At 56.2% G+C, this 23,172-nt stretch carries 22 protein-coding genes and 1 tRNA gene; 9 read left to right on the top strand and 14 right to left on the bottom strand.

From position 1 onward, the window contains the following. Positions 1-67: 67 nt before the first annotated feature. A tRNA-Leu gene (locus tag ACYCZJ_RS07860) sits at positions 68-154 on the bottom strand. Positions 155-260: 106 nt separating this feature from the next. Between ACYCZJ_RS07860 and queA the strand changes: the two genes are divergently transcribed. From queA to ACYCZJ_RS07900, 8 genes are all read left to right on the top strand, one after another. Next, positions 261-1,298 (top strand): tRNA preQ1(34) S-adenosylmethionine ribosyltransferase-isomerase QueA, encoded by a 1,038-nt coding sequence (queA, locus tag ACYCZJ_RS07865; protein ID WP_461553679.1) that lies wholly within the window; start codon positions 261-263, stop codon positions 1,296-1,298. Then, positions 1,288-2,391, top strand: coding sequence for a tRNA guanosine(34) transglycosylase Tgt (gene tgt, locus ACYCZJ_RS07870; RefSeq protein ID WP_461553680.1), 1,104 nt, complete (start codon positions 1,288-1,290; stop codon positions 2,389-2,391). The genes queA and tgt overlap by 11 nt, the downstream gene beginning before the upstream one ends. 30 nt (positions 2,392-2,421) lie before the next feature. Continuing rightward, positions 2,422-2,745, top strand: a complete 324-nt coding sequence (gene yajC / locus ACYCZJ_RS07875; protein WP_461553681.1) for a preprotein translocase subunit YajC — start codon at positions 2,422-2,424, stop codon at positions 2,743-2,745. Between the two features lie 40 nt (positions 2,746-2,785). Further along, the gene (gene secD / locus ACYCZJ_RS07880; protein WP_461553682.1) at positions 2,786-4,600 is read left to right on the top strand and encodes a protein translocase subunit SecD; all 1,815 of its coding nucleotides are present in this window, start codon (positions 2,786-2,788) and stop codon (positions 4,598-4,600) included. A 10-nt stretch (positions 4,601-4,610) separates the two neighbouring features. Continuing rightward, entirely contained in the window at positions 4,611-5,555 is a 945-nt protein-coding gene (secF, locus tag ACYCZJ_RS07885) for a protein translocase subunit SecF (protein ID WP_461553683.1), read from the top strand. A 4-nt stretch (positions 5,556-5,559) separates the two neighbouring features. Next, positions 5,560-6,168: a DedA family protein gene (locus ACYCZJ_RS07890; protein WP_461553684.1), complete on the top strand. Its 609-nt coding sequence runs from the start codon at positions 5,560-5,562 to the stop codon at positions 6,166-6,168. A gap of 2 nt (positions 6,169-6,170) precedes the next feature. Beyond that, positions 6,171-6,581 (top strand): YchJ family protein, encoded by a 411-nt coding sequence (locus ACYCZJ_RS07895; protein ID WP_461553685.1) that lies wholly within the window; start codon positions 6,171-6,173, stop codon positions 6,579-6,581. A 411-nt stretch (positions 6,582-6,992) separates the two neighbouring features. Further along, positions 6,993-8,201 (top strand): hypothetical protein, encoded by a 1,209-nt coding sequence (locus ACYCZJ_RS07900; RefSeq protein ID WP_461553686.1) that lies wholly within the window; start codon positions 6,993-6,995, stop codon positions 8,199-8,201. 246 nt (positions 8,202-8,447) lie between these two features. Here the strand turns inward: ACYCZJ_RS07900 and ACYCZJ_RS07905 are convergent, their stop codons facing one another. From ACYCZJ_RS07905 to ACYCZJ_RS07950, 10 genes are all read right to left on the bottom strand, one after another. Further along, positions 8,448-9,752 (bottom strand): DUF58 domain-containing protein, encoded by a 1,305-nt coding sequence (locus ACYCZJ_RS07905; RefSeq protein WP_461553687.1) that lies wholly within the window; start codon positions 9,750-9,752, stop codon positions 8,448-8,450. Further along, positions 9,749-10,753: an AAA family ATPase gene (locus ACYCZJ_RS07910; protein ID WP_461553688.1), complete on the bottom strand. Its 1,005-nt coding sequence runs from the start codon at positions 10,751-10,753 to the stop codon at positions 9,749-9,751. Before ACYCZJ_RS07910 ends, ACYCZJ_RS07905 begins: the two co-directional genes overlap by 4 nt. Beyond that, the gene (locus ACYCZJ_RS07915) at positions 10,750-11,874 is read right to left on the bottom strand and encodes a DUF4350 domain-containing protein (RefSeq protein ID WP_461553689.1); all 1,125 of its coding nucleotides are present in this window, start codon (positions 11,872-11,874) and stop codon (positions 10,750-10,752) included. The genes ACYCZJ_RS07910 and ACYCZJ_RS07915 overlap by 4 nt, the downstream gene beginning before the upstream one ends. Next, a complete protein-coding gene (locus tag ACYCZJ_RS07920) occupies positions 11,871-13,418 on the bottom strand; it encodes a hypothetical protein (protein WP_461553690.1) in 1,548 nt (515 codons plus the stop codon). Before ACYCZJ_RS07920 ends, ACYCZJ_RS07915 begins: the two co-directional genes overlap by 4 nt. After that, positions 13,408-14,391 carry a stage II sporulation protein M gene (locus ACYCZJ_RS07925; protein ID WP_461553691.1) on the bottom strand — a complete coding sequence of 328 codons (984 nt, stop codon included), beginning with the start codon at positions 14,389-14,391 and terminating at the stop codon, positions 13,408-13,410. The genes ACYCZJ_RS07920 and ACYCZJ_RS07925 overlap by 11 nt, the downstream gene beginning before the upstream one ends. Before the next feature lie 6 nt (positions 14,392-14,397). Beyond that, positions 14,398-15,081: an RDD family protein gene (locus ACYCZJ_RS07930; protein WP_461553692.1), complete on the bottom strand. Its 684-nt coding sequence runs from the start codon at positions 15,079-15,081 to the stop codon at positions 14,398-14,400. An 8-nt stretch (positions 15,082-15,089) separates the two neighbouring features. Further along, positions 15,090-15,650 (bottom strand): DUF805 domain-containing protein, encoded by a 561-nt coding sequence (locus ACYCZJ_RS07935; RefSeq protein WP_461553693.1) that lies wholly within the window; start codon positions 15,648-15,650, stop codon positions 15,090-15,092. Between the two features lie 216 nt (positions 15,651-15,866). Then, the gene (locus tag ACYCZJ_RS07940) at positions 15,867-16,199 is read right to left on the bottom strand and encodes a hypothetical protein (protein ID WP_461553694.1); all 333 of its coding nucleotides are present in this window, start codon (positions 16,197-16,199) and stop codon (positions 15,867-15,869) included. 102 nt (positions 16,200-16,301) lie between these two features. Beyond that, positions 16,302-17,426, bottom strand: a complete 1,125-nt coding sequence (locus tag ACYCZJ_RS07945; protein ID WP_461553695.1) for a M14 family metallopeptidase — start codon at positions 17,424-17,426, stop codon at positions 16,302-16,304. A gap of 74 nt (positions 17,427-17,500) precedes the next feature. Then, positions 17,501-17,689 carry a YgaP family membrane protein gene (locus ACYCZJ_RS07950; protein ID WP_461553696.1) on the bottom strand — a complete coding sequence of 63 codons (189 nt, stop codon included), beginning with the start codon at positions 17,687-17,689 and terminating at the stop codon, positions 17,501-17,503. A gap of 296 nt (positions 17,690-17,985) precedes the next feature. Between ACYCZJ_RS07950 and ACYCZJ_RS07955 the strand changes: the two genes are divergently transcribed. After that, positions 17,986-20,664 carry a bifunctional diguanylate cyclase/phosphodiesterase gene (locus tag ACYCZJ_RS07955; RefSeq protein ID WP_461553697.1) on the top strand — a complete coding sequence of 893 codons (2,679 nt, stop codon included), beginning with the start codon at positions 17,986-17,988 and terminating at the stop codon, positions 20,662-20,664. Between the two features lie 48 nt (positions 20,665-20,712). On the opposite strand, the gene pdxJ is transcribed toward ACYCZJ_RS07955, so the two are convergent. The 3 genes from pdxJ to era are packed head-to-tail and all read right to left on the bottom strand — an operon-like array spanning position 20,713 to position 23,101. Then, on the bottom strand, positions 20,713-21,453 hold the full coding sequence (gene pdxJ, locus ACYCZJ_RS07960; protein ID WP_461553698.1) for a pyridoxine 5'-phosphate synthase: 741 nt from the start codon (positions 21,451-21,453) through the stop codon (positions 20,713-20,715). Then, entirely contained in the window at positions 21,450-22,208 is a 759-nt protein-coding gene (gene recO, locus ACYCZJ_RS07965) for a DNA repair protein RecO (RefSeq protein WP_461553699.1), read from the bottom strand. Before recO ends, pdxJ begins: the two co-directional genes overlap by 4 nt. Then, positions 22,205-23,101 carry a GTPase Era gene (gene era / locus ACYCZJ_RS07970; protein WP_461553700.1) on the bottom strand — a complete coding sequence of 299 codons (897 nt, stop codon included), beginning with the start codon at positions 23,099-23,101 and terminating at the stop codon, positions 22,205-22,207. Before era ends, recO begins: the two co-directional genes overlap by 4 nt. Between the last annotated feature and the right edge of the window lie 71 nt (positions 23,102-23,172).

A 23,172-nucleotide genomic window follows, 5' to 3' on the forward strand; every position in this document is an offset into this window, starting at 1 on the left:
CGACTGCCGTTAAAGCCATAAAACGCGGGCTTTTTGAGACTTTATGAGATGTTGCGATATGCTGCCTTGGTGCCGGGAGGGGGACTCGAACCCCCACAGTGTCACCACCGGCGGATTTTGAGTCCGCTGCGTCTACCAATTCCGCCATCCCGGCCATGAGAGGTGAATCAAAGAGGGCGAATTATCCTCGAAATGCCGTCATCCGGCAATGCTCAATGATGACAAGGTATAATCGCGCCTTGTTTTGAGCCTTCATCTATATGCGCACGACCGATTTCGATTTCTCTCTGCCTGACGATCTTATCGCCCAGTTTCCGACCGCTTCGCGTTCATCCAGCCGCCTGCTGCATCTGGATGGCGCGAACGGCCAGCTTGCCGATTGCCGGTTTACCGACCTGCCCGGCTATTTGCGCCGTGGCGATGTGATGGTATTCAACGATACCCGGGTGATCAAGGCGCGTTTATATGGGCGCAAGGCCAGTGGTGGACAGGTGGAGTTGCTGATCGAGCGCGTTACTGACGAGAAGGAGGCGCTGGCATTCATCCGCGCCAGTCACGCGCCGCAGCCGGGCAGTACGCTCAGCGTGGCGGATGCAGTCACGGTAACCGTGTTGGGGCGCGAGCAGGATCTTTACCGGCTGCGCTTTGATGGCGACGCGAGCGTGCTGGAAGTACTCGATCAATATGGTGCGCTGCCGCTGCCGCCCTATATCGAGCGGGCCGCCGATGGCTCGGACGATGCGCGCTATCAAACGGTATACGCACGACATCCCGGTGCAGTGGCCGCGCCCACAGCCGGGCTGCATTTCGATGAAGCCATGCTGGCGCAACTCGACGCCATGGGCGTGATCCGCGCCCATGTGACCCTGCATGTCGGTGCGGGAACCTTCCAGCCGGTGCGCGTGGACGATGTGGCCGAGCATAAAATGCACAGCGAGCGCTACACCATTCCACAGACTACGGTGGATGCGATTGCCCATGCCAAGGCGAATGGCGGACGCGTGATTGCCGTGGGTACCACCAGCCTGCGTGCGCTGGAAGCCGCCGCACAATCGGGAGCCTTGCTGGCGGGCGAAGGCGAAACCAGTATTTTCATCACGCCGGGCTACCAATTCAAAGTGGTGGAACGTTTGCTCACCAATTTTCATCTACCCAAATCCACGCTGCTGATGCTGGTGTCGGCGTTTGCCGGGCTGGACCATATCCGCCGTGCTTACGCCCACGCGATAGCCGAACGCTACCGCTTTTTCAGTTATGGCGACGCCATGCTGATCGAAAGAAAAAACCATGGAATTTAAGCTGCACCGCACCGATGGCCTGGCCCGCCGCGGCACGCTCACCCTCGCCCACGGCACGGTGGAAACGCCCGCTTTCATGCCGGTCGGCACCTACGGCACAGTCAAGGCCATGTCGCCGCTGGAGCTCAAGGAGGTCGGCGCGCACATTGTGCTCGGCAACACCTTTCACTTGTGGCTGCGCCCCGGTCTGGAAGCCGTTGAGATACATGGCGGTCTGCACCGTTTCATGGGATGGGATCGACCCATCCTGACCGATTCGGGCGGATTTCAGGTATTCAGTCTCGGTGCACTGCGCAAGATTACCGAAGAAGGGGTGAAATTCGCCTCGCCGCTAAATGGCGACCGGCTGTTCCTGACACCGGAAGAATCCATGCGGATTCAGAAAGTGCTGAATTCCGACATCGTGATGATTTTCGACGAATGCACACCCTATCCGGCCGAACCCGACGCAGCGGCGTATTCCATGCGCCTGTCGTTGCGCTGGGCGGAGCGCTCCAAAGTAGCCCATGCGGGCAACCCGAATGCGCTGTTCGGTATCGTGCAGGGAGGGATGTACGAAGATTTGCGCGACGAATCGCTGCGCGAGCTCGCTGACATGGATTTCGACGGCTATGCCATCGGCGGGCTTTCCGTGGGCGAGCCCAAGGACGACATGCGCCGCATCCTCGCCCACACGGCACCGCAGTTGCCGCAACACAAGCCGCGCTATCTGATGGGCGTCGGCACGCCGGAGGATATTGTGGCATCGGTGCAACATGGCGTGGATATGTTCGACTGCGTGCTGCCCACGCGCAACGCGCGCCACGGTATCCTGTTTACCCGGCACGGCGACCTGCGCATCAAGAACGCGCGCTTTCGCACCGACGTCACACCGGTAGACGCGCAATGCGGCTGTTATTGCTGCCGTAACTTTAGTCGTGCCTACTTGCACCATCTGATCCGCTGCGGCGAGATTCTCGGCGCGCGCCTGGCCACCATTCACAACCTGCATTACTACCAGGAATTGATGGCCGGGCTGCGATCAGCAATTGAAACAGGTACATTAGCCGACTTCGTTGCCCACTTTCATGAGCAGCGCGCGGGGTCATGTTAGAATGTCCCGATTTATTGAAGGAGTAAAACCATGCTGATTTCAAACGCCTTCGCCGCACCGGCTGCAGCATCCCCCACCAGTGAGCTGATGAGCTTTTTACCTTTGGCGGTTATCGCAGTCCTGTTTTTCTTCATGATTATCCGCCCGCAAATGAAACGCGCCAAAGAATTGCGCACCATGCTTGAATCGCTGCAAAAAGGCGATGAGGTCGTCACCAGCGGCGGCCAGGTAGGCAAAATTGTCAAAATGGGCGAACAGTACATCAGCCTTGAAATTGCCGATGGCGTCGTCACCCACGTGCAAAAAGCCACCGTGCAAACCCTGCTGCCAAAAGGCACCATCAAGGGCCTGTAATCCGCTGTACCCATATCCATAACAGTATGAAGGCCGCGCCGTGAACAGATTCCCGCTTTGGAAGTACATCCTCATTGCAGTCGTGCTGTTAGTCAGCGTGCTGTATACGCTGCCCAATTTTTATGGCGAAGTGCCTGCCGTGCAGGTGTCGCCTACACGAACTGCGATCAAGGCCGATGCGACCCTGATGCAACAGGTCGAGGATGAACTGAAGGCGCAGAAAATTCCTTACGCAGGTGCCTTCATCGAAGGCAATAGTGTCAAAGTCCGTTTCACCAGTACCGATATCCAGCTCAAGGCCAAAGATGCGCTTCAGGCCCGTTTTGGAGATGGTTACAGCGTGGCGCTCAATCTGCTGCCGGCATCACCTGCCTGGCTGACTGCCATTGGCGCCAAGCCCATGTTCCTGGGTCTGGATTTGCGCGGTGGCGTGTATTTCCTGATGCAGGTGGATATGCCCGCAGCACTGGATAAAGCCGCCGACCGTTATAACAACGATTTACGCGTCCAGCTGCGTGAACAGAAAATCCGTTACAACGGCATCAATCGTGTCGGCCAGAAAGTTGAAATCCGGTTCAGTGATGCGGCCACACTTGAACAGGCCAGGAAATATATTTCCGGCAATTTTTCTGATCTGCTGCTCACGGAACAGGACAGTGGCGGTGACTACAAACTGATTGCTGCTCTCCGTCCCGAAGCGCAAACACGCACCCAGGATTTGGCCATTCAGCAAAACATTACGACACTGCGCAACCGGGTGAATGAACTGGGCGTGTCCGAGCCTGTTATTCAACAGCAGGGTCTGGATCGCGTGGTCGTGCAACTGCCCGGCGTGCAGGACACCGCCAAGGCCAAGGAAATTCTGGGGCGTACCGCCACGCTGGAAATCCGCATGGTGGATGAGGAGCATGATGTCACCGCCGCGTTGCAAGGCCAGGTTCCATTTGGCGATGACCTTTATACGGACCGCAGCGGCCAGCCATTACTGGTGAAAAAGAATGTGGTGCTGACCGGCGATTACATCACCGACGCGGCCCCCGGGTTTGACCAGCAAACCGGCCAGGCCACTGTCCATATCAATCTGGACAGCCGCGGCGCGCGCATCTTCAAGGATGTCACACGTGACAACGTGGGCAAGCGCATGGCCATCCTGCTGATCGAAAAGGGTAAAGCCGAGGTGATTACCGCACCGGTGATACGCGAGGAAATCGGTGGTGGCCGGGTACAGATTACCGGCATGGACTCAGCCCAGGAAGCTTCCGACGACGCGCTGCTGTTACGCGCCGGCGCGCTGGCAGCGCCGATGAACATTGTCGAAGAACGTACCGTGGGCCCCAGCCTGGGTGCAGACAACATCAAAAAAGGCTTTCATTCCAACTTGTGGGGCTTTGCAGCGGTTGCCATCTTCATGATGTTCTATTACCGCTTGGTGGGGGTTTTCTCCACCCTGGCGCTGGCGTTCAACGGCCTGTTCCTGGTAGCGCTGCTGTCCATGATGCAAGCCACGCTGACCCTGCCGGGTCTGGCGGGTATCGCACTCACGCTGGGTATGGCGATTGACGCCAACGTGCTGATCAACGAGCGTATCCGGGAAGAACTGCGCAACGGCAATTCGCCGCAGGCCGCCATTCATGCCGGCTACGACCGCGCCTGGGGCACCATTATGGACTCCAACATCACCACCCTGATTGCCGGTGTCGCACTATTCTGGCTGGGCTCGGGGCCGGTACGCGGCTTTGCCGTGGTGCTGTGTCTGGGCATCCTGACCTCCATGTTCAGCGCGGTGACAGTATCGCGTGCCATGGTCAACCTCACTTATGGCCGCACCGTGCGTCTGGCCAAAGTTTCCATCTAAGGTATCCGTCATGGAATTTTTCAGACTCAAAAAAGACATCCCGTTCATGCGCTACGGGAAGGTGACCACGGCCATTTCCCTGCTCACCTTTATCTTCGCAGTATGGGCGCTGGCGAGTAAAGGCCTGAATCTGGGGGTGGACTTCACCGGCGGCACGGTGATGGAAGTGTCGTACCCTCAACCGGCCCAGCTGGATACCATCCGCACTACACTGGCACATACTGCCCTGCCTGAAGTATCGGTGCAGACTTTCGGCACGACGCACGATGTGCTTGTCCGCCTGCCGCTGAAAGGCAAAACCAGCAGCGCCAAAAGCAGTGATATCGTCATGGCGGCATTGAAGGCGCAAGATCCCGCAGTGGAACTGAAACGCGTCGATTTCGTAGGCCCGCAGGTCGGCAAGGAACTCTACAACAATGGCGCGCTGGCGCTGGTGGTCGTGGCGATCGGCATCCTGATTTATCTGGCGCTACGCTTTGAATGGCGTTTTGCACTCTCGGCCATCATCGCCAACGTGCATGACGTCGTCATCATCCTCGGCTGTTTCGCGTTCTTCCAGTGGGAATTCACCCTTACGGTTCTCGCCGGCGTACTGGCAGTGCTCGGCTACTCGGTGAACGAATCGGTGGTGGTTTTCGACCGGATCCGCGAAAACCTGCGCAAGATGCGCAAGGCATCGATCCCCGACATCATCGACAGCGCCATCACCACCACCATGAGCCGTACCATCATCACCCATGCGATGACGCAGATGATGGTGTTGTCGATGCTGTTCCTGGGCGGCGAAGCGTTGCACAACTTTGCCCTCGCCCTCACCATCGGCATCATGTTCGGCATCTACTCGTCGGTGCTGGTGGCTTCGCCGATACTGCTCATGCTCGGCGTCAAACGCGAACACTTCATCAAGGACAACAAGCCCAAAGAAGGCGTGGCCGCCGACGGCGCGCAGGTCTGATTTCATGGAGATGCTGCATGAATTCATTACCTGGCTACTTGCCACCGTCCATGGCTGGGGCTATGCCGGCATATTCATCCTGATGGCGCTGGAATCCACCGTGTTGCCGGTGCCTTCCGAGCTGGTGCTGATCCCGGCAGGCTATCTTGCCTATCAGGGACACCTGAGCTTGCCCCTGGTGCTGATCTCGGCCACCCTGGGCTGTCTGGCAGGCGCCTCGCTCAACTACGCCTTTGCACTTTGGGTAGGACGGCCGTTCCTCGAACGCTACGGCAAATATTTTTTCGTGCGCCCGGCATTGCTGCACAAGACAGATGTTTTTTTCGAGCGCCACGGCAAAATTTCCACTTTCACCGGCCGCCTGATTCCCGGCATCCGCCACCTGATTTCCTTGCCCGCCGGACTGGCGCGCATGAACATCGCGGCGTTTGCACTCTATACCAGCCTCGGCGCCGGTCTCTGGTCCAGCGTACTGACCCTGCTCGGCTACTTCATCGGCGGGAATGAACTACTCCTCAAGGAATACCTGAAATATCTCAGCGCAGGCGTGATCATCTTCGTCGTTCTGGCAATTACCATTTACTGGCAGTGGCAAAAACGCAACGGCAAATAAATTTGTCCCCACTGGGCGCAACGGCTTGCCCGTGCGGTGCCACGTTCACCCTTGATTCATGCTGCGGCCGCTATCTCGCAGGCGAGGCCGCACCTACCGCAGAAGCACTGATGCGCTCACGCTACACCGCCTTTACGTTGCAGGATGAAGCTTATCTGTTATCCAGCTGGCATATCTCCACCCGCCCCGCTTCCCTTGATTTCCTTGCCTCGCCGCAGCCGAAATGGCTGGGACTGAAAATTCTTGCCCATCACATTCAGGATGAAAACCATGCCACAGTCGAATTTGTGGCGCGCAGCAAACTGGCTGGCAGAGCGCAACGCTTGCATGAAGTGAGCCGCTTTGTGCGTGAAGACGGACGCTGGTATTACCTCGACGGTGAGGCACCGCCGATTCCAGCTCAAAACCGCTAGTGGTTCCAGTCAAAACGCGTCACCTCTAACGGTATGGTTACGCTAGATACTGAAAGTCGCAGAAGTGCCAACAAGCGGTCAGATGGGCTACCAAAATGACAGACCCTAATATGCAAACAGCGGCCATTCAGTGAGAAAATATTGAGAAGGAATACTTCTTTTGGGTAGATTGACAGATAATCTCGCCGCTTTAATACTTTAGATAATACGAACCAGAGGATGCATCACATCATATCTAGACCTGACCCTGAATTTCTAGACCTGACCCTGAATTTCTAGATAATACGAACCAGAGGATGCATCACATCATATCTAGACCTGACCCTGAATTTCCTGAATTTCCAGTCGAGATCAGGATAGGCCAGACAAACAAATTTGTGGCGAATATTTGGTGGCAACGCTGGAGGATGGATGAAGCACTACCAAGATGCAGAAACGGGTCAGATCCATGCGTTTGAGGATGGCATTGATCCGCATACTCTGAACAACCGGAACATCCCCACCATGCTTTCTGAAGACATTAGACCAAAGCCCGATGATTCATACGTTTGGCATCAGGGGGACTGGATTAAACAGGAAGATGCCCCTCCGGGTTACACGCAACCCCTCTCCAGTATTCCATCGTATAACCCCGCATGGATGGCCTATCTGCTCCCATATTCGGCAGTCTATCGTGATGAAGCCTCTGGATTGAATATCTCTCTCGATCAGATCAATGCAAATTTCTACGATGGCAATAAGCTGGCAGAAGTCGTTGCAACCCTCCCGTTAGGCACTCCGTGCGGAATACCTGCGCTTATCAGCTATGACGGGGCAGTAGCAATTCCCCAATGTGAAGACTTCCCATGCAAGGCTGATGGCGTTAACAAGCTTAACGAGATTCTTTGTAGCCTTTTGCTAGGAGGTGTCCATACGGAGGTGCTTCACTCGAATGCTCTTGTCGTCGGTTCTTTGCAGGACGGGATAAGGCTATTTGCCTACACGCTATCCCTTCATACCCGACTGCGGTTTAACGGGGCCGTCATAACTGATCGACTACAGCCTTTGATGTTTCCAAGGGTGTTGATGGTGACGGAGATACAAGAAGCTTACAGTCAGGGGCAACAAGTCGTTAAGGCCATCCACAACTTCTCTCCATTTTTTCTCTTGAACGGCTACACAGCCATGGTGTATCGGAATAACAGTGACGCACTCAATAACCTTTGGATAACCGTGGAGCAGCTTACAGACTACCTATGGACAGAATACTACGTTAAAAACAAGAGCACTTTCCCCGCTCGTGTTGCTAAGTGTCATGACCATCTTAAGCGGGAAAAGCAGCTTAAGAATATTTGGGCAAAACATCAGCTTCTACGACTCTCGAAGATCATCAGCAAGGAATGTCACAAGGCGCTTTGCCAGGCGCGTAACAAGCGTAATGACCTAGTGCATGACGGCATCGTGCCCGACTTACAAATTGTCGAAGCGCTCTGGAAAGCTCTGCCCGAGCTGCTCGAAGTGGCATCGGGAATTCGAGAACTGTGCGTGAGAAGGCTTTATGGTGGTGGCGCAAACAACTGGTCTATACCCGCGAGGACTAACTTCGATGAATGGGCGGAGCTTGCTACCAAGGTCCTTTGAAAATTTAACTTTGCGTTCAACCGGCCTTGCTCCAGAATCTGTGCAGGCTAATCGGCCACGACGTTGAAAAACTTATTTCCAATAGCACGAACATCGTCTTTGGGTCGTTAACCGTCTTCGCTCATCCCCAGCTTTTAAATCAATACGACTGACCGCTTTGGGCTGGAATCGGTAGTAGGTTTGGATTGGCGTGCGTAGCTGTTTTAGCGCGGAACACCAGCGTCGTTCGCCCTGTCTGCGGCGGACTTACAGACGCCCGCTACGCTTGATATCCAGATAGCGATTCACCAATGCCACGGGCAACTTCTCCGGCTCGACATCGACGCCCAGTACCCCGTACGCCTTGATGGCCTCATGTGCCTTGCGCCGTTCTTCCAGATAAATATGCGTTGCACTATTGCGCAAGGCGGCGCTGAAATCCTGGACCGGTTCGGACAGGACGTCATTGATAATGCGTTCCTGCAGACTGGCCAGAAGCACTAGATGACGTTGCCGCATCAAGTGTAATGCGGGCAGCAGTTCGTCATTATCTTCATCGCGCAGATTGGTCACCAGCACGACCAGCGAGCGCTTGTTGAGACGCGACATCAATTCTGTCGCCGCTTTCAAAAAATCCGGACTGCTGGTGCCTGCCTGCAAATCGTAGACGGTATCGAGCAGGCTGTTAATCACGCCTGCGCCCTTGCGCGGCGGCAGATAACACGGGCGGCCGCCGAATGCCATCAACCCGACAGTATCGCCCTGCCTTAACGCCACATAAGACAGTAACAGTACTGCATTGAGCGCATGGTCGAAGTGGCTCAGTTCGCCGTCCCTGGCATGCATGCGGCGCCCGCAATCGATCAGGAACACCACCTGCTGGTCGCGCTCATCCTGATACTCGCGCGAGATGAATTTTTTCAGGCGCGATGTGGCTTTCCAGTCGATCTGTCGCAGCATGTCGCCGGTCCGGTATTCGCGCAACTGGTGAAACTCCAGCCCTTCCCCGCGACGCTGGCGCAAACGTATGCCCATCATGCTGAGCCGGTTGTCGGTGGCGAGCAATGCGTAACTGGTCATCGCAGCAAAGTTTGGATACACCTTGACGCATTCACGCGCACCCGCCATATGGCTGCGACGCCACAGCCGCAATGGTGACAAAATCAGTAACCGGGTTGCAGAAAAACACTGTTCGCCACGTTCTGTTGGCCTGACTTCGTAGCTGATTTCGACCCAGCCGGAAGCGGGAATCCGTGTCTGGACCGGCATCCCCCGGACTTCGACCTGCGCCGGAAAGTGATCGAAAATTTCCACAGTGACAGGCGATTTTTTTGCCTGCCGCACACGCAGCCGAACCTCACTCCAAACGCCCAGAGCGAGCGTAGCGGAAACCTGCCGCACGACGGTTATTTCAGCTTGCCGCAATGAAGCAAGCAGATCGAGGCCTGCGGCCAGCAATATCAGTACACCGCCACCGATCCAGACCATCACCAGCACCGGCCAGAATGCCGCGGCCACGCCTATAGCCAGCCACAACCACAGCAAGTAGAACAGCCGCCGTGCGGGTATCACGCGCGCGGCGCTTTCACTTTTTCCAGCATGGCCTTGAGGACATCGTCCGCACTTTGGCCTTCGATTTCCAGTTCCGGCCGCAGCATGATGCGATGGCGCAGGGCTGCGATTGATACTGACTTGACGTCATCCGGCGTAACAAAATCACGCCCGGCCAGCAATGCCTGTGCACGCGCCGCACGGATCAGGGCAATGCCGCCGCGCGGCCCAGCGCCGATGGCGATCCCCGGCCACTCGCGGGTTTGGCGTACTATTTGCACGGCGTAATCATTCACTTGCTGATCGACACGCAAACTCGCCACGATCCGCTGTATCCCCAGCACCGTCTGCGGCTTGATAACCGTGGCCACACGTTCGACATTGAGCGCGTCACCGGTCTGCCCGGCCGTCACGCTGGCCACCAGGGATTTCTCCTCGTCTTCGCCTGGATAGCCGATCAATATCTTGAGCAAAAACCGGTCAAGCTGTGCTTCCGGCAGTGGATAGGTACCTTCCTGTTCGATCGGGTTCTGCGTTGCCAATGTCATGAACGGCGGCGCCAAAGTCATGGATTGGCCTTCGATCGTGACCTGGCATTCCTGCATCACTTCCAGCAACGCCGCCTGGGTTTTGGCAGGTGCGCGGTTGATTTCATCCGCCAATAGCAAATTGGTAAAGATCGGCCCTTTGCGGATGCTGAACTGCTCGCTTTTCAGATCATAGAGTGCATGGCCGGTAATATCGGATGGCATGAGATCCGGGGTGAACTGGATGCGCGCAAATGCGCCGTCAAAAGTTTTTGCCAAGGCGCGCACCAGCAAGGTTTTTCCGAGTCCCGGTACGCCTTCAATCAGGACATGGCCGCCTGCAAACAGGGCGATCAACACCTGATCCACGGTGTCTGTCTGCCCGATCAAGGCTTTGGCTATTTCGGCACGCATGCGTTGCGCAATCGCGCTTGCCTGCGCAATTTTACTGGTTGCCGTGGCGGCTTCTGCTTCCAATGGGGTGGTTTCATTCATAGCTTTTTCCTTATCGTCTCCAGCAGGATGATTGCTTCGGTAAACTCGGTTTCATTCGGGGCGTATTGATTGAACAGGATTTTTTGAATCGTGTCAGGCGTCGTTTTCGACAATTCAGCGAGATGTATCGCCAACGCAGCAGGGGGCAGACTGGCCAGCGCCGGGTGCCTGGATTCCAGCATCCGCAGCAAGGCCGCGCGCGTGCCATTCAACAGTTTTGCACGCTGACCCTGCTGCCACAGAAAACGCCCGCTGGCGACGATGTGGTCCAGCAGGCGCCGCCGTGCCAGCGACGGCATCGCGCGCTTCGGGCCCAATCCACGACTGCTTGACCATAGCCATGCGATCAGCAGCGCGGCTGCGCTGACCAATACCGTCCAGGCGTTCATGCCCAGCCATTTCCACAGCGGCGGCATATCCCCGCTGTAGATCAGCCAGATTTCACCCTCGCGCTGATGATGGGTCAGATACCACAGAAACGCAGCGTTGTCGTAACGCCCAATGGATGCATTGCGCATAAAATCAGCATCGCTCAAAACCGTCAGATCGCCGGCACCCAAGCGGTAGCGCAGCAGATGCCCATCCATGTCACCCACCATGACGGCATGCGTTTTCTGGTTGCGATATGCCAGCGTGGTGCATGGCTTGAAAGTCACCTGCATGAAATCGCTGGCCGCGGGGATGTCCACATTGGTCGGCACAAAAGCTTCACGTGCCCTGGCTGGATTATTTACACGCCGCACCCCTAATCCGTCCAATAACCAGTCTTGCGCTTTTTCGTTTTCGGCAGTGTCGGCCGGAATGACGATCAGATGGCCGCCCGCGCGTACCCAGCCTAACAATTGTGCGGCCTGCTGCGGGCCCATCTCATAGCGCTCGCTCGGCATTACCAGCGTAGCGCCGGTTGGCGGCAGGCCCGACAGGCTGGGCATGCTCCGCGCAGAATTCTTTTTGGTGTTCAGGAAACGTGTGGCTGCCAGCAGCGGGTTGTCACGTGCCTCACCCTGGTAACCGACCTGTACTTTGTCGGAAACCAGCTCAAAATTCCGGTAAAACCAATAGCCGCCCGCCCCCGTCAGTACTGCGAGCAAAACGGCAATCAGCCAGGGTCTGGCGCTCATGGCGTGCGTCCGAAATGAACATCCCAATTGCGGCACAACTGCTGCATTGCTTCCGCATTGGGATGGCGATCGGCATAGGCAATGCTTTGCCAGGCAGTGGTTAGCAGACAGAAATAGTCGCCGGTTTCCTGTGTCGCGCCGCTACGGAACAAACGGATGCATTCTCCCTCCGTGGCATTGGCCCCCAGCACTACTTTTTCCCGCGTCACCCAATGCGCAAGCGCACCCCGGTAAAGCAGGCCCAGCGCGTTGCGAGGCTGGCCATCCTGCCACAGCTTCCAGGCCGTCTCTGCGATATTCTCCGGTAACGATTGCGGCTGGATATCCAGGCCGAAAAGCGCCTGCACAGGTGGCGTGGCCGTGGCTGCCGGCTGATGCCCGAACCAGCCAAACCAACCGAGCCAACGCTCACGTTTTACAATCAGCCAGACGATGGCGGCAGCGAGCACCAGCCACAACAAGCCTTCGAAAACGCGCGCCATGCCCGGAACAATCCTGGCCAGAAATTTCAGCCAGGCAGGCGTGTCGTCCGGTTGTTTTTTCTGAGCGCGCTTGCCTATATATTTCCAGTGCTGCTCGACTTTTCCGGTTTCAAACTCGGGTTGTTTCAGCACGCTGGAAATTCGTTGCTTCAGTTGTTGGGTTGTCTCTGTTGCGACAACAGTCTGCGATGCCGGAATGGATGCTGGTGCAACAACCGCAGCCTGGGTCTGGCCTGGCAAAGCGAATACGCCGCCTAACGCACAGATCATCAATATGGACATGAGCGCCGTTCCGGCTGGCACCGATTTTTCGGAAGGCTGCTGGCGCTGGGCAATACGCCGGAAAGCAATTTCGATATCCCAGCCTTCCAGCAGCGTGCGGCGATTAAGGTAGAGCGCAAAACCGCCAGCGACATAAAACGGTTCCATCACCGTCATCGCAACCAGATAAAAAACATGTTGCAATACATCCTGCCAGGCCGCCTGGCCGCTGGTGGCGAAAAACAGTTTGAAAAAATCCTGCTGCATGGCCTGCGGCAACAATAAATAGAGCAGCGCGAACAAGGCGATATTCAGCACGACTTCCAGGTTGACACAAACGATAGTCAGCCACACTGCACCGTTACGCGTCTTCTTTTGCAGAACTTTCAGGCGTTGCCTGCGTGCCTTGCCATGCAAGCCTTCCAGGTCCCTTACCGGCATATTGAATGAGCGCGCCATGTTGAAGCGGCCGAGCGTCAAATCCCACACAAAACTCCGGCGCCACAATGGCAGCACGGCCCTGATGGTTTCCTTGATTCCCGGCGTATCGCCGAATGTGGCGCGGCTTAAAATATAGAGCGGGATACGGTCGAATAAAGGCTTTAACCACCATATCAGCAGCGGCGCCAGCCATTGCACTTCCCAGCACAGCAGATTGATGACCACGGCAACCGGCAACACCACTGCCAGCCATGCACTGAATACCGGCTTCCACCAGCGATGCACCATGCTGAAGCCAAGATCGATCGCTTCCCAAGGCTTGCGCGGGCGCAATGCAACAGTAACCGAATCAAGCTGCACGATTGCGCCCCATCAACATGAAGTAGCCTGCAACAAGCAACCACAGCAGCGCCCCTACCGTATATTTCACTACCGGTGCGATCGCTGCGGAGGATGACCAGAATGCTTCAAGAAATGCGGCAATCAACAACATGCCAACCACGCCATAGACGATACGAATGCTGACCTGCGCCGCATCGCGCAAGGCGTTCAAACGCGTTTTGTCGCCCGGGGCCAGTAATGCCAGGCCCATTTTCAGTCCGGCCATTCCCGACAAGGCAATCGCCGTCAATTCAAAGGCGCCATGCCCCACCACAAACGGATAAAATGTTGTGCCATAGCCTATGCGCGTCAAATGTCCCGCCACCGCGCCGAGAAACAATCCGTTGTAGACCAGATAAAAAATGCTGCCCAGGCCGTATAGCAATCCGCCCGCGAATGTCTGAAAACTGATCCCGATATTGTTCTTGATGTAATAGCCAAACATCAAAAAGTTTCCATCCGATTGGCGTTCACGGCCGATATGCGCCGCACCCGGGTTGTACATGCTCTCGATGGAAGCCAGATTGTGGTGGTCCAGCATGGTGTAAACCATTTGCGGTTCATACTGCAGCGCAATACCCATCAGCAGAGCCGGCAGGTATAACAGCGCGAAAGACAGCCAGAGCAGGCGCGCTTCGGCACGGATCAATGCCGGAAAACCGGCGCCGATAAAATGCAATGTCTGGGACAGAAAAAAACTGCGCGCCCGATACAAATGCCGATGGCCGTCAACCATCAGCCGGTCGAGGCGGTCGATCAGATAGGTTGCATACTGACGTTCCCTTGCCAGCGCCAGATGATGGCAAATCTGCCGGTAATCCTGCGGGAATGCGCCTATATCCGCGGGCAGTTGCGAACGCTTTGTCCTGCGCTGCTGTTCGAGCGCCACCAGCAGTCCTTCCATGCGCTGCCACAGGGCTTCATGCCGGATTTCGAAATCTTGCTGTTTCATTTCGGTTTAACTTTTCTTGCCCAGTAGCCAGTTGGCTGTCGCGTGAAGCTGGTTGATGCCGCTACCGTGCTGGTTTCCGCTATGCGGGAATACGATGCCCGCCAGTTCCTCCATACGCTCCGGTGATATTTCCTGAGAACGTTCGGCAAAATTGATCACCGCACGTTGGGCTTCCAGATTCAGCGGAAAGTGCGGTGGCCGGGCTGGAACGGCAGGGACCTGAGCCACCTTCTGTGCCGCATCCCGGTATACCACACGCGTCCCGGCGGCAATATCTCCAAGACGCTTGAAATCGGGATGCAGCAACATGGAAACCAGTCCAAAGCCATACAACACCGGCAGGAAATCCACGTAGCGCAGGAGATTACGAATCATCGAAGCCGACCAGCCGACGGGCGTACCGTCGTCGTTGACCACACACAGTCCCATGCTGCGCTTGCCCGGCGTCACCCCATGCCGGTACACCTCGAACAGCACAGGATAAAACCATTCGATCAAAAACAATCCAACCAGCAGCAATCCCCAACCAAATTTTCCGAACATGGAAAAAACAATGGATAGCGCAATATAAATACCGCCACGGACCAGCAAATCAATCGCCCAGGCGAGACTGCGCACCACCGGACCGGCGACGCGCAGCCTTAATTCGACGCCTTCCGGCGTCTCGATCGCACGATAGGTATCAAGCAAACCGAAAATTACTCAGGCCGGGCAGCCGGTGCGGGCAGATTGTTTTGTGCTGCCGCTTGCGCTCTGTGCACATATGTCTGGTATGCGGGGATTGCGATGGCCGCGAGTATGCCGATGATTGCGATGCCGACAATGCCGATCACCACCCATACCAGCACGCCCCGATTGGGCGGCGTCTGCTTGCCAAAACGGTTCTCGCCTTCGGTGCCCGGAATAAACCAGAAAATCAGGTTTATCAATGGAATAAAGACCAACAGGGCGAGCCAGCCGGTTTTATTGAAATCATGCGCACGCTGAATTGTCAGCATCAAGGACATTGCCAGAACCAGGAAATAGCCAAACCCCACCAGGCCCATAAATATTCCGCGCGGCAATCCCATGGCAATCGTGATGCCTCCCAAAACTGCGAAAGCCATGTAGATCAGCATGCCGTAGCCCATGCTGTAACCCAGATATCTCAAACGACCGATTCGGCCACTAATCGACAGAAGCTTTACTTCTGAATAATCGTCCTGGCCTTGATAGTCGACATTGGATTGCGGAACCTGATACGGATTGGCTGTCGTCATGATGTGTTCTCTCCCTGAAAACAATTATTGATTTTTTAGACGTCCGGGTTAAACAGTTCCCGGCGTCTGTCTTTATATGCCTGCATGAACATACCTCGTTCATGCCATGCAGAGAATACACCACGCATGTTTTGTCTGTATACAGAAGCGTCACCAGGCGCAGGAAACAAAAAAAACCGCACTTGAAAGTGCGGTTTTTATCGGCTTGAATAAAACTTAGCTGGCATGCTTATCGTGACGACGCTCCATGCGGTCATGCTGCCGATCATGGCGCGCATGGCTCAAATGGCGACGCTGGTGATGCAGTTTGGCCCGGTCATGAGCCAACTCGTGACGCTGTTTGGCAACGCCTGCGGCATCTCCCTCACGTTTTTCATGGCGCAGTTCGCGTCGATCCTGGTGAATGTCGCGCACATTCTGGCGTACAGCATGCTGGTCGGCGTGGATCGCCTGGTTATCTTGATGGATGCCGCCATCGGCTGCGTAGGCAGCAGGCAAAACAGTAATGGCGAACACAGCACCAACAGCAATCAAAGTGGATTTAAACATTGCGGTATCTCCTGTAAGTGGTTTATGTGATTGAGTACAACCACAGTACAGATAACGCGCTTGGTCCAACTGCCGGGGGACAGGATTGTGTATCAAGTTGTGTCAAATCGTTTCAGGCTTGCTGTTTATGCAATGCGCCAATACGGCTTCCAGCAAGGCTGCGCCCAGCCGTTTGCTGCGCGTGGCGCTCCAGCCATGTACAGGATCCGGCAGATTGTTGTTGTCCTTGAACGGCATTTCCAGCGTAAGTGATGCGCAGTCGAAGGTATACCCCACATACTTGGAGGCCAGGGTGAGCATCTCATCGGAAAAGCGATCCGGCGCGTAGCCGTGTTCGCGCTGAAAATCCGGGCTGGCCTGCAGCAGACGCGACAGGAATCCTTCCTGTCGCGCCACCAGGCTGGCGGCATAGCCGGGGATCATTTCGCAACCATCAGTGAAGACATACGGAATGGTCTCGTCACCGTGGATATCCAGGAACAGATCCACACTGCTGGCATGCATGGCCTGCCGCACATGCAGGACTTCCGGACTTTTTTCCGGGCTGGGGGTCATCCATTCGCGATTGAGATTGGCGCCTGCTGCATTGCTGCGCAGATTGCCCAACGCGGCGCCGTCCGGGTTCATGTTGGGTACGATATGCAGCGTGGCCAGTTGCGCGAGCTTGCGCGCCACCGGATCGGCAGGGTCTAGCAAACGTTCGATCAATCCCTCGACCAGCCATTCGGCCATGGTTTCGCCCGGGTGCTGGCGCGCGATGATCCACACTTGCTGCGCACCGCTGCCCCAACTGAGCTTGTCGATATCCCGGCCTTGCAAACTGCTTCCCAGACGCGTGACGCGCAGGTCCGGTGCAGCCTGGGCAATCAGGTCGAGATGGCGCTCCCATGAATACGGTTCGAAATAGGCATAATAAACGCTGTCGCACTCGGCAGAGTGGCTGATAGTCAGCACTTGCCCGTCGTATGTAGTGGGCACGCGAAACCAGTGGCGGCGGTCGTAGCTGGCGACAGCCTGGTAACCATGCCAGCCGGCGCTGTAAGTGCAGTTACCTGCATTGAGCAGGCGCATCACCAGTGCCTGCCCGGCGACGCCGCTCACCCGGAAGTGAAACCACTGGCGGAATTCGGCGGCACTGTCGCTGCGGATATTGAGACGGATGTCGGCAGGGTCGGCGGCGGCGACAATTTCAATCGCGCCGGAATCAAACTGGCTGGAAATGTGCATGGCAGAATACTGGATCAAACATCATGATAAAAAAGGCGACGCCAGCGGCATCGCCTCTTGAAAAATACGCAAAATTACCTGGTCTTGCAGGTTTTGATACCGAACGGCAAATAGGCCGGGCACCAGCCAATCAGGCCAGTAGCGAGCGGTACCACGCCGATGTAGCCCCACACGCCGATCCTGGCCGTTACCGCCAGGCCAATCAGCACGATACCAACAATGATGCGCAGTGCGCGGTCTATGCCGCCAACATTACAACTCATGGTCAACTCCTTGCGGGTGGATGGAACCCTCATTAAAGCACATGTTGGCAGGTGCGCCGTAACCAACGCCATCGAATAAACTACCATCCAATCCAGCGAGCTGCGACTTGAATGAACTTATCCTTTCATCGCGACAACTTAAGTTGACGCCAATGATTCTGTCTGGATTAGAAGCTGCCACCCTCCAGAAAATACTTGTTCGCACCGTTAATGTCATATGAATACAATCTGCCTGGGTATATAGGGCCGTGCGCACATTTTCGATCCGAACCCATCTCCTGCTGTTGGTCCTGGCAGTGTCCGTCCCACTCGTGGCGACCGTAGGCTATGTCATTTATTCCGACATGCAGCAGACCATCGCTTACACCAAGACTTCTCTGCGAACATTGGCGAGCACGATAGCCATAAACACGGGCGGCAGGATTGCCGATAAACGCCAGCTTCTTGAACGCGTGGCTACGCGTCCGCTCATCAGGCAGATTGACCCCAAAAAATGTGATGGGATACTCAAGGAACTGTTAATCCTGAATCCCTACTACGCCAATATCGGTTATACGGATATGGCGGGACAAGTAATCTGCTCTGCAGTGCCGCATCCTGATAGCAAATCGATTAATTTCCGGAAAACGCCATGGTTCCAGAAGTTTCTGAAGGAAAAACGCTTCACGGTCGGGCAACCGTTTTTCGGTCCGATTTCCCACAAGTGGGTCTCCGTTCTGAGCGCACCGATCTGGAACGAGCGTCACGAAATGGTCGGGGCGGTCAACCTTCCTCTCGACCTGCAAGTCCTTGATCCAAGGATTCCTGCTCATATGCTGCCAGCCGGGAGCCACTACGGCTTCTTCAGCCAGGATGGCATGCTGGTCTGGCGCGATTCTGACCAGGCTGCCATAGGTACGCGGCCGAAAGCGGATGCGGCGAGACAGATTGTCAAAACAGGTAATGGCGAATTTGAAAGCCAGGCGGCGGACGGCGTGACGCGTTACTTTTCGGTGGTGTCGATGCCGGAAGCAGGGTGGATTGCCTATGTGGGCGTACCCGTGTCGACGATTTATGCCGAGGCCAGACAGCGTACGATAACCGCCACGGTTATCGTACTGGCCGTCATTGTCTTGCTGTTTGTTCTAGCCATTACCATTGCACGCCGGATTGCCAAACCGGTGGCGAAACTGGAAAGAACTGCGCAAGCAGTTCAAGGCGGGAACTTCGAGGTCAGGGCAGCAACTGAAGGTCCAAGTGAAATCGTAGCCGTGGCACAGGAATTCAATGCCATGGTCGATTCCCAGCAACGCAATATTGCTCAACTCCGTATAGCCGCCGCGGCTTTTGAGTCGCAGGAAAGCATGATGGTGACCGATGCCAACACTGTAATCTTGCGAATCAACCGGACTTTTACCGAGACCACCGGCTACACATCGGCGGAGGTTATTGGTCAAACACCGCATCTGCTTCAATCGGGTCGTCATGACGCAGAATTTTACCGCTCCATGTGGAAAAGCATCCACCGTACCGGCGGATGGCAGGGAGAAATATGGGGCCGCCGCAAAAATGGCGAGATATACCCCAAATGGCTCTCCATTACTGCGGTGAAGGACGATGATCATACCGTCACTCATTACATCAGTACGCATTTCGACATTTCCGAACGCAAGAAAGCCGAAGAAAAGATCAATGAACTGGCCTTCTTTGACCAGTTGACCGGTCTGCCCAACCGGACACTCCTGCTGGATCGCCTGAATCTGGCCATGTCCACCAGTACCCGCAGCGGCAGTTTCGGTGCGCTGCTGTTGATCGATCTCGATAATTTCAAGACCCTTAACGATACCCTCGGCCATGATATGGGCGACTTGCTGCTGAAGCAGGTTGCACAACGCCTGAGCGCATGCATTCGTGCGGGAGAAACCGTGGCGCGGCTGGGCGGCGATGAATTTGTGGTCATGCTGTCGGACCTGAGTACGTCTGAAATAGATGCCGCCACCCGAGCCAAAACAGTCTGCGAAAAAATTCGCTCCGCCCTGAACCAGACATATCAGCTCAACAGTTTGGTTTACCACATTACGCCAAGTATCGGTGCCTCCTTGTTCAGAGGTCATCTGGTAAGTATCGATGACCTGGTGAAACAAGCCGATCTCGCCATGTACAAATCCAAGGAAAGCGGACGCAATGCCATCCATTTCTTTGATCCGGCCATGCAGGCCAGCGTGGTCGCACGAGCCAATCTGGAAACGGATTTGCGCAGGGCAATCGAGGAAAATCAATTCCTGCTGCACTATCAGGCCCAGGTGGTGGGCGCAGGCCGCGTCACCGGCGCCGAAGCACTGGTGCGCTGGCAGCACCCCCAGCGCGGCTTGGTGTCTCCTGCCGAATTCATTCCCCTGGCCGAAGAAACCAGATTGATTTTGCCACTGGGTCTATGGGTTCTGGAAACTGCTTGCACCCAATTAGCCGTATGGGCCGGCCAACCCAGGATGGCTGATCTCACCCTTGCGGTGAATGTCAGCGCCCACCAATTCCGCCAGGCCGATTTCGTCGATCAAGTGCTGTCAACGCTCAAAAACACGGGCGCCAATCCGCATCGATTGAAACTGGAACTGACCGAAAGCCTGCTGGTAGACAACGTGCAGGACATTATCGAGAAAATGTTCGCGCTGAAGGCCAAGGGCGTGGGCTTCTCTCTTGATGATTTCGGCACCGGGTATTCCTCGTTGTCCTACCTGAAGCGCATGCCGCTGGACCATTTAAAGATCGACCAGTCTTTTGTGCGCGACGTGCTCAGCGACCCCAACGATGCCGCCATAGCCAGAACCATCGTCGCACTGGCCCAGAACCTGGGGCTGGGTGTGATCGCAGAGGGTGTTGAAACAGAGGCGCAACAAGAGTTTCTGGCAAGTGCAGGCTGCCATGCCTATCAGGGCTATTTCTTCAGCCGGCCCCTACCCATAGACGACTTCGAGGAATTTGCGCAACGGCTTTGATCCTGAATGATTATACAATTCTCACCAACGCAAGCGCACTTCCACGGCTTAATCGCCGCGTGACTCCGGTGCGACAACCAGCATCAACCGCTTCATCTCGCGCACGGCTGCTTCCCAGCCCACAAACAACGCATGCGCGACAATCGCGTGGCCGATATTAAGCTCTGCCACGCCGGGGATGGCAGCGATGTCCTGTACATTATGGTAGTGCAGGCCGTGCCCGGCATTCACCTGCAAGCCGATGCGATTGCCGTATTCCACTGCTGCAACAATCCGCTGCAATTCACCGGCCTGATCTGCGCGGCTGTGTGCATCGGCAAAACGGCCGGTATGAATTTCCACCACCGGCGCGTCACAGGCGCGTGCGGCGTCGAGCTGGCGCGGGTCGGCATCGATAAATAGCGAAACACGGATTCCGGCCTCGCCCAGCACGCCGCAGGCACGCTTGATCTTGTCAAGCTGGCCGGCCACGTCCAGCCCGCCTTCGGTAGTGAGCTCTTCGCGCCGCTCCGGCACCAGGCAGGCGTCCTGCGGTTTGACGCGGCAGGCAATGCCGAGCATCTCGTCAGTCACCGCCATTTCCAGATTCATGCGCGTGGTGAGCACTCGGCTCAGGGTATCCACATCGTGATCCTGGATGTGGCGGCGGTCTTCGCGCAGATGCAGGGTAATCGCGTCCGCACCGGCGGATTCAGCCACCAGCGCGGCCTGCACCGGACTGGGGTAGCGCGTGCCGCGCGCCTGGCGGATGGTGACGATGTGGTCGATGTTGACGCCGAGCTGGATCATAGCTGTTGCAGGTCCTTCAAAAGTTCACGGGCATGCAGGGTTTGCCCGCCCAGGTGATGGTTGATAATAAGCCGCATAAGCTGCTTGCTTTGCATCAGGGTAACCGGGTCATGGTAATCGTCTGCCGCCATGTCGAGCAGTGTCTTGCCGGACAACTGCATGTCAGCGTGACCATGGGCGCGTTGGGCAGGCAGCGCACCGCGATCGAGCACATAGACATAATCCTGTTGCGCCAGCACGGCCTGCCCGGAATCCGCCTCGAATTCGAACGGTTGCGCGTAACCCAGTTCCGCCAGCAGCCGTTTTTCGAAACGGCGCAGGATGGCAGCATAGGCGCTTTGCGGCATCGCGCTGGACAAAGCCTGCAACGCGGCCTGGTAATCAGTGAACAGGTTCTCATGCGGGTCTTCGCGCGCCAACAGTTTCAGCATCAGTTCGTTCAGATAAAATCCGCACAGCAGCCCCATGCCCTGCGGCAATGCCAGCCCGCCCTGCCACTCGGCACGGTGCAGCGTGCGCAACTCGCCCTTGCCAGCCCATGACAGCAGCAACGGCGTAAACGACTGCACCAGGCCGCGCAATTGCGAGCGTGGCCGCCGCGCACCGCGTGCTACCAGGGCGACCCGCCCATGCGCACGGGTGAAGGTTTCCACAATCAGGCTGGTTTCACGGAACGGATAACTGTGCAGCACAAAGCCGGCAGCGTTATCTACGCGGCTGCGCTCCTGTGAAAATGTGGCGGGACGAGCATTCATTCATAACCCAGCTGTTTCAATATGCGTTCACTATCTGCCCAGCCACCTTTGACCTTGACCCATAGCTCCAGATAAACCTTGCCGCCGAACAGCCTTTCCATATCCAGGCGCGCGGCGGTGCCGATCTCCTTGAGCTTGGCTCCCTGATGGCCGATCAGGATGCCTTTCTGGTTAGGCTTGTCGACCAGAATACCGGCAAAAATGCGGCGCATCTCGCCTTCCTGCTCGAATTTTTCGATAATCACGCTGGCTGAATAGGGTACCTCTTCGCCGGACAGGCGGAACACTTTTTCGCGCACGATTTCGGCCGCCAGAAAGCGCTCGCTCTTGTCGGTGATTTCATCTTCATCAAACATCGGCGGCGCTTCTGGCAGGTGCTTGCGTATTTCTCCCATCAGGCCCGGCACATTGTCACCGTCACGTGCCGACAACGGCACCACGGCGGCAAACGGAAACACCTCGCTCATCTGCGCGATAAACGGCAACAGCTGGTCCTTGTCCTTGATCAGATCCAGTTTGTTCAACACCAGAATCACCGGCATGTCGCGCGGCAGCAATGCCACCACCTGACGGTCGCGCGCGTCGAAGTGGGTGCCATCCAGCACGAACAGCACGACGTCTGTAGATCGCAGCGCATCCACGACAGTCTTGTTCATGCTGCGGTTGAGCGCATTACTGTATTTGGTCTGAAAGCCGGGCGTATCAACAAAAATGAACTGCGCGTCAGGCGTTGTGTAAATACCATGTATGCGATGGCGGGTAGTCTGTGCCTTGCGCGAGGTGATGCTGACCTTGGCACCGACAATGTGATTGGTCAACGTGGATTTACCCACATTGGGACGGCCGACGATGGCAATGTACCCGGTACGGAAATCTGACTCGGCTGTATGCATTTTGTATCCTGTTTAGAGCTTGCTATCAAAAAAACACAACAGCCGTGCAACCCATCCTGGCGCTACATGCA

The organism is Sulfuriferula sp. (genome assembly GCF_054605375.1).

Excerpts from the sequence above, each read along its gene's own strand:
- queA (WP_461553679.1), top strand. The coding sequence starts at position 261 with ATGCGCACGACCGATTTCGATTTCTCTCTGCCTGACGATCTTATCGCC.
- tgt (WP_461553680.1), top strand. The coding sequence starts at position 1,288 with ATGGAATTTAAGCTGCACCGCACCGATGGCCTGGCCCGCCGCGGCACG.
- yajC (WP_461553681.1), top strand. The coding sequence starts at position 2,422 with ATGCTGATTTCAAACGCCTTCGCCGCACCGGCTGCAGCATCCCCCACC.
- secF (WP_461553683.1), top strand. The coding sequence starts at position 4,611 with ATGGAATTTTTCAGACTCAAAAAAGACATCCCGTTCATGCGCTACGGG.
- ACYCZJ_RS07890 (WP_461553684.1), top strand. The coding sequence starts at position 5,560 with ATGGAGATGCTGCATGAATTCATTACCTGGCTACTTGCCACCGTCCAT.
- ACYCZJ_RS07900 (WP_461553686.1), top strand. The coding sequence starts at position 6,993 with ATGAAGCACTACCAAGATGCAGAAACGGGTCAGATCCATGCGTTTGAG.
- ACYCZJ_RS07910 (WP_461553688.1), bottom strand. The coding sequence starts at position 10,753 with ATGAATGAAACCACCCCATTGGAAGCAGAAGCCGCCACGGCAACCAGT.
- ACYCZJ_RS07915 (WP_461553689.1), bottom strand. The coding sequence starts at position 11,874 with ATGAGCGCCAGACCCTGGCTGATTGCCGTTTTGCTCGCAGTACTGACG.
- ACYCZJ_RS07925 (WP_461553691.1), bottom strand. The coding sequence starts at position 14,391 with ATGAAACAGCAAGATTTCGAAATCCGGCATGAAGCCCTGTGGCAGCGC.
- ACYCZJ_RS07935 (WP_461553693.1), bottom strand. The coding sequence starts at position 15,650 with ATGACGACAGCCAATCCGTATCAGGTTCCGCAATCCAATGTCGACTAT.
- ACYCZJ_RS07940 (WP_461553694.1), bottom strand. The coding sequence starts at position 16,199 with ATGTTTAAATCCACTTTGATTGCTGTTGGTGCTGTGTTCGCCATTACT.
- ACYCZJ_RS07945 (WP_461553695.1), bottom strand. The coding sequence starts at position 17,426 with ATGCACATTTCCAGCCAGTTTGATTCCGGCGCGATTGAAATTGTCGCC.
- ACYCZJ_RS07950 (WP_461553696.1), bottom strand. The coding sequence starts at position 17,689 with ATGAGTTGTAATGTTGGCGGCATAGACCGCGCACTGCGCATCATTGTT.
- pdxJ (WP_461553698.1), bottom strand. The coding sequence starts at position 21,453 with ATGATCCAGCTCGGCGTCAACATCGACCACATCGTCACCATCCGCCAG.
- recO (WP_461553699.1), bottom strand. The coding sequence starts at position 22,208 with ATGAATGCTCGTCCCGCCACATTTTCACAGGAGCGCAGCCGCGTAGAT.
- era (WP_461553700.1), bottom strand. The coding sequence starts at position 23,101 with ATGCATACAGCCGAGTCAGATTTCCGTACCGGGTACATTGCCATCGTC.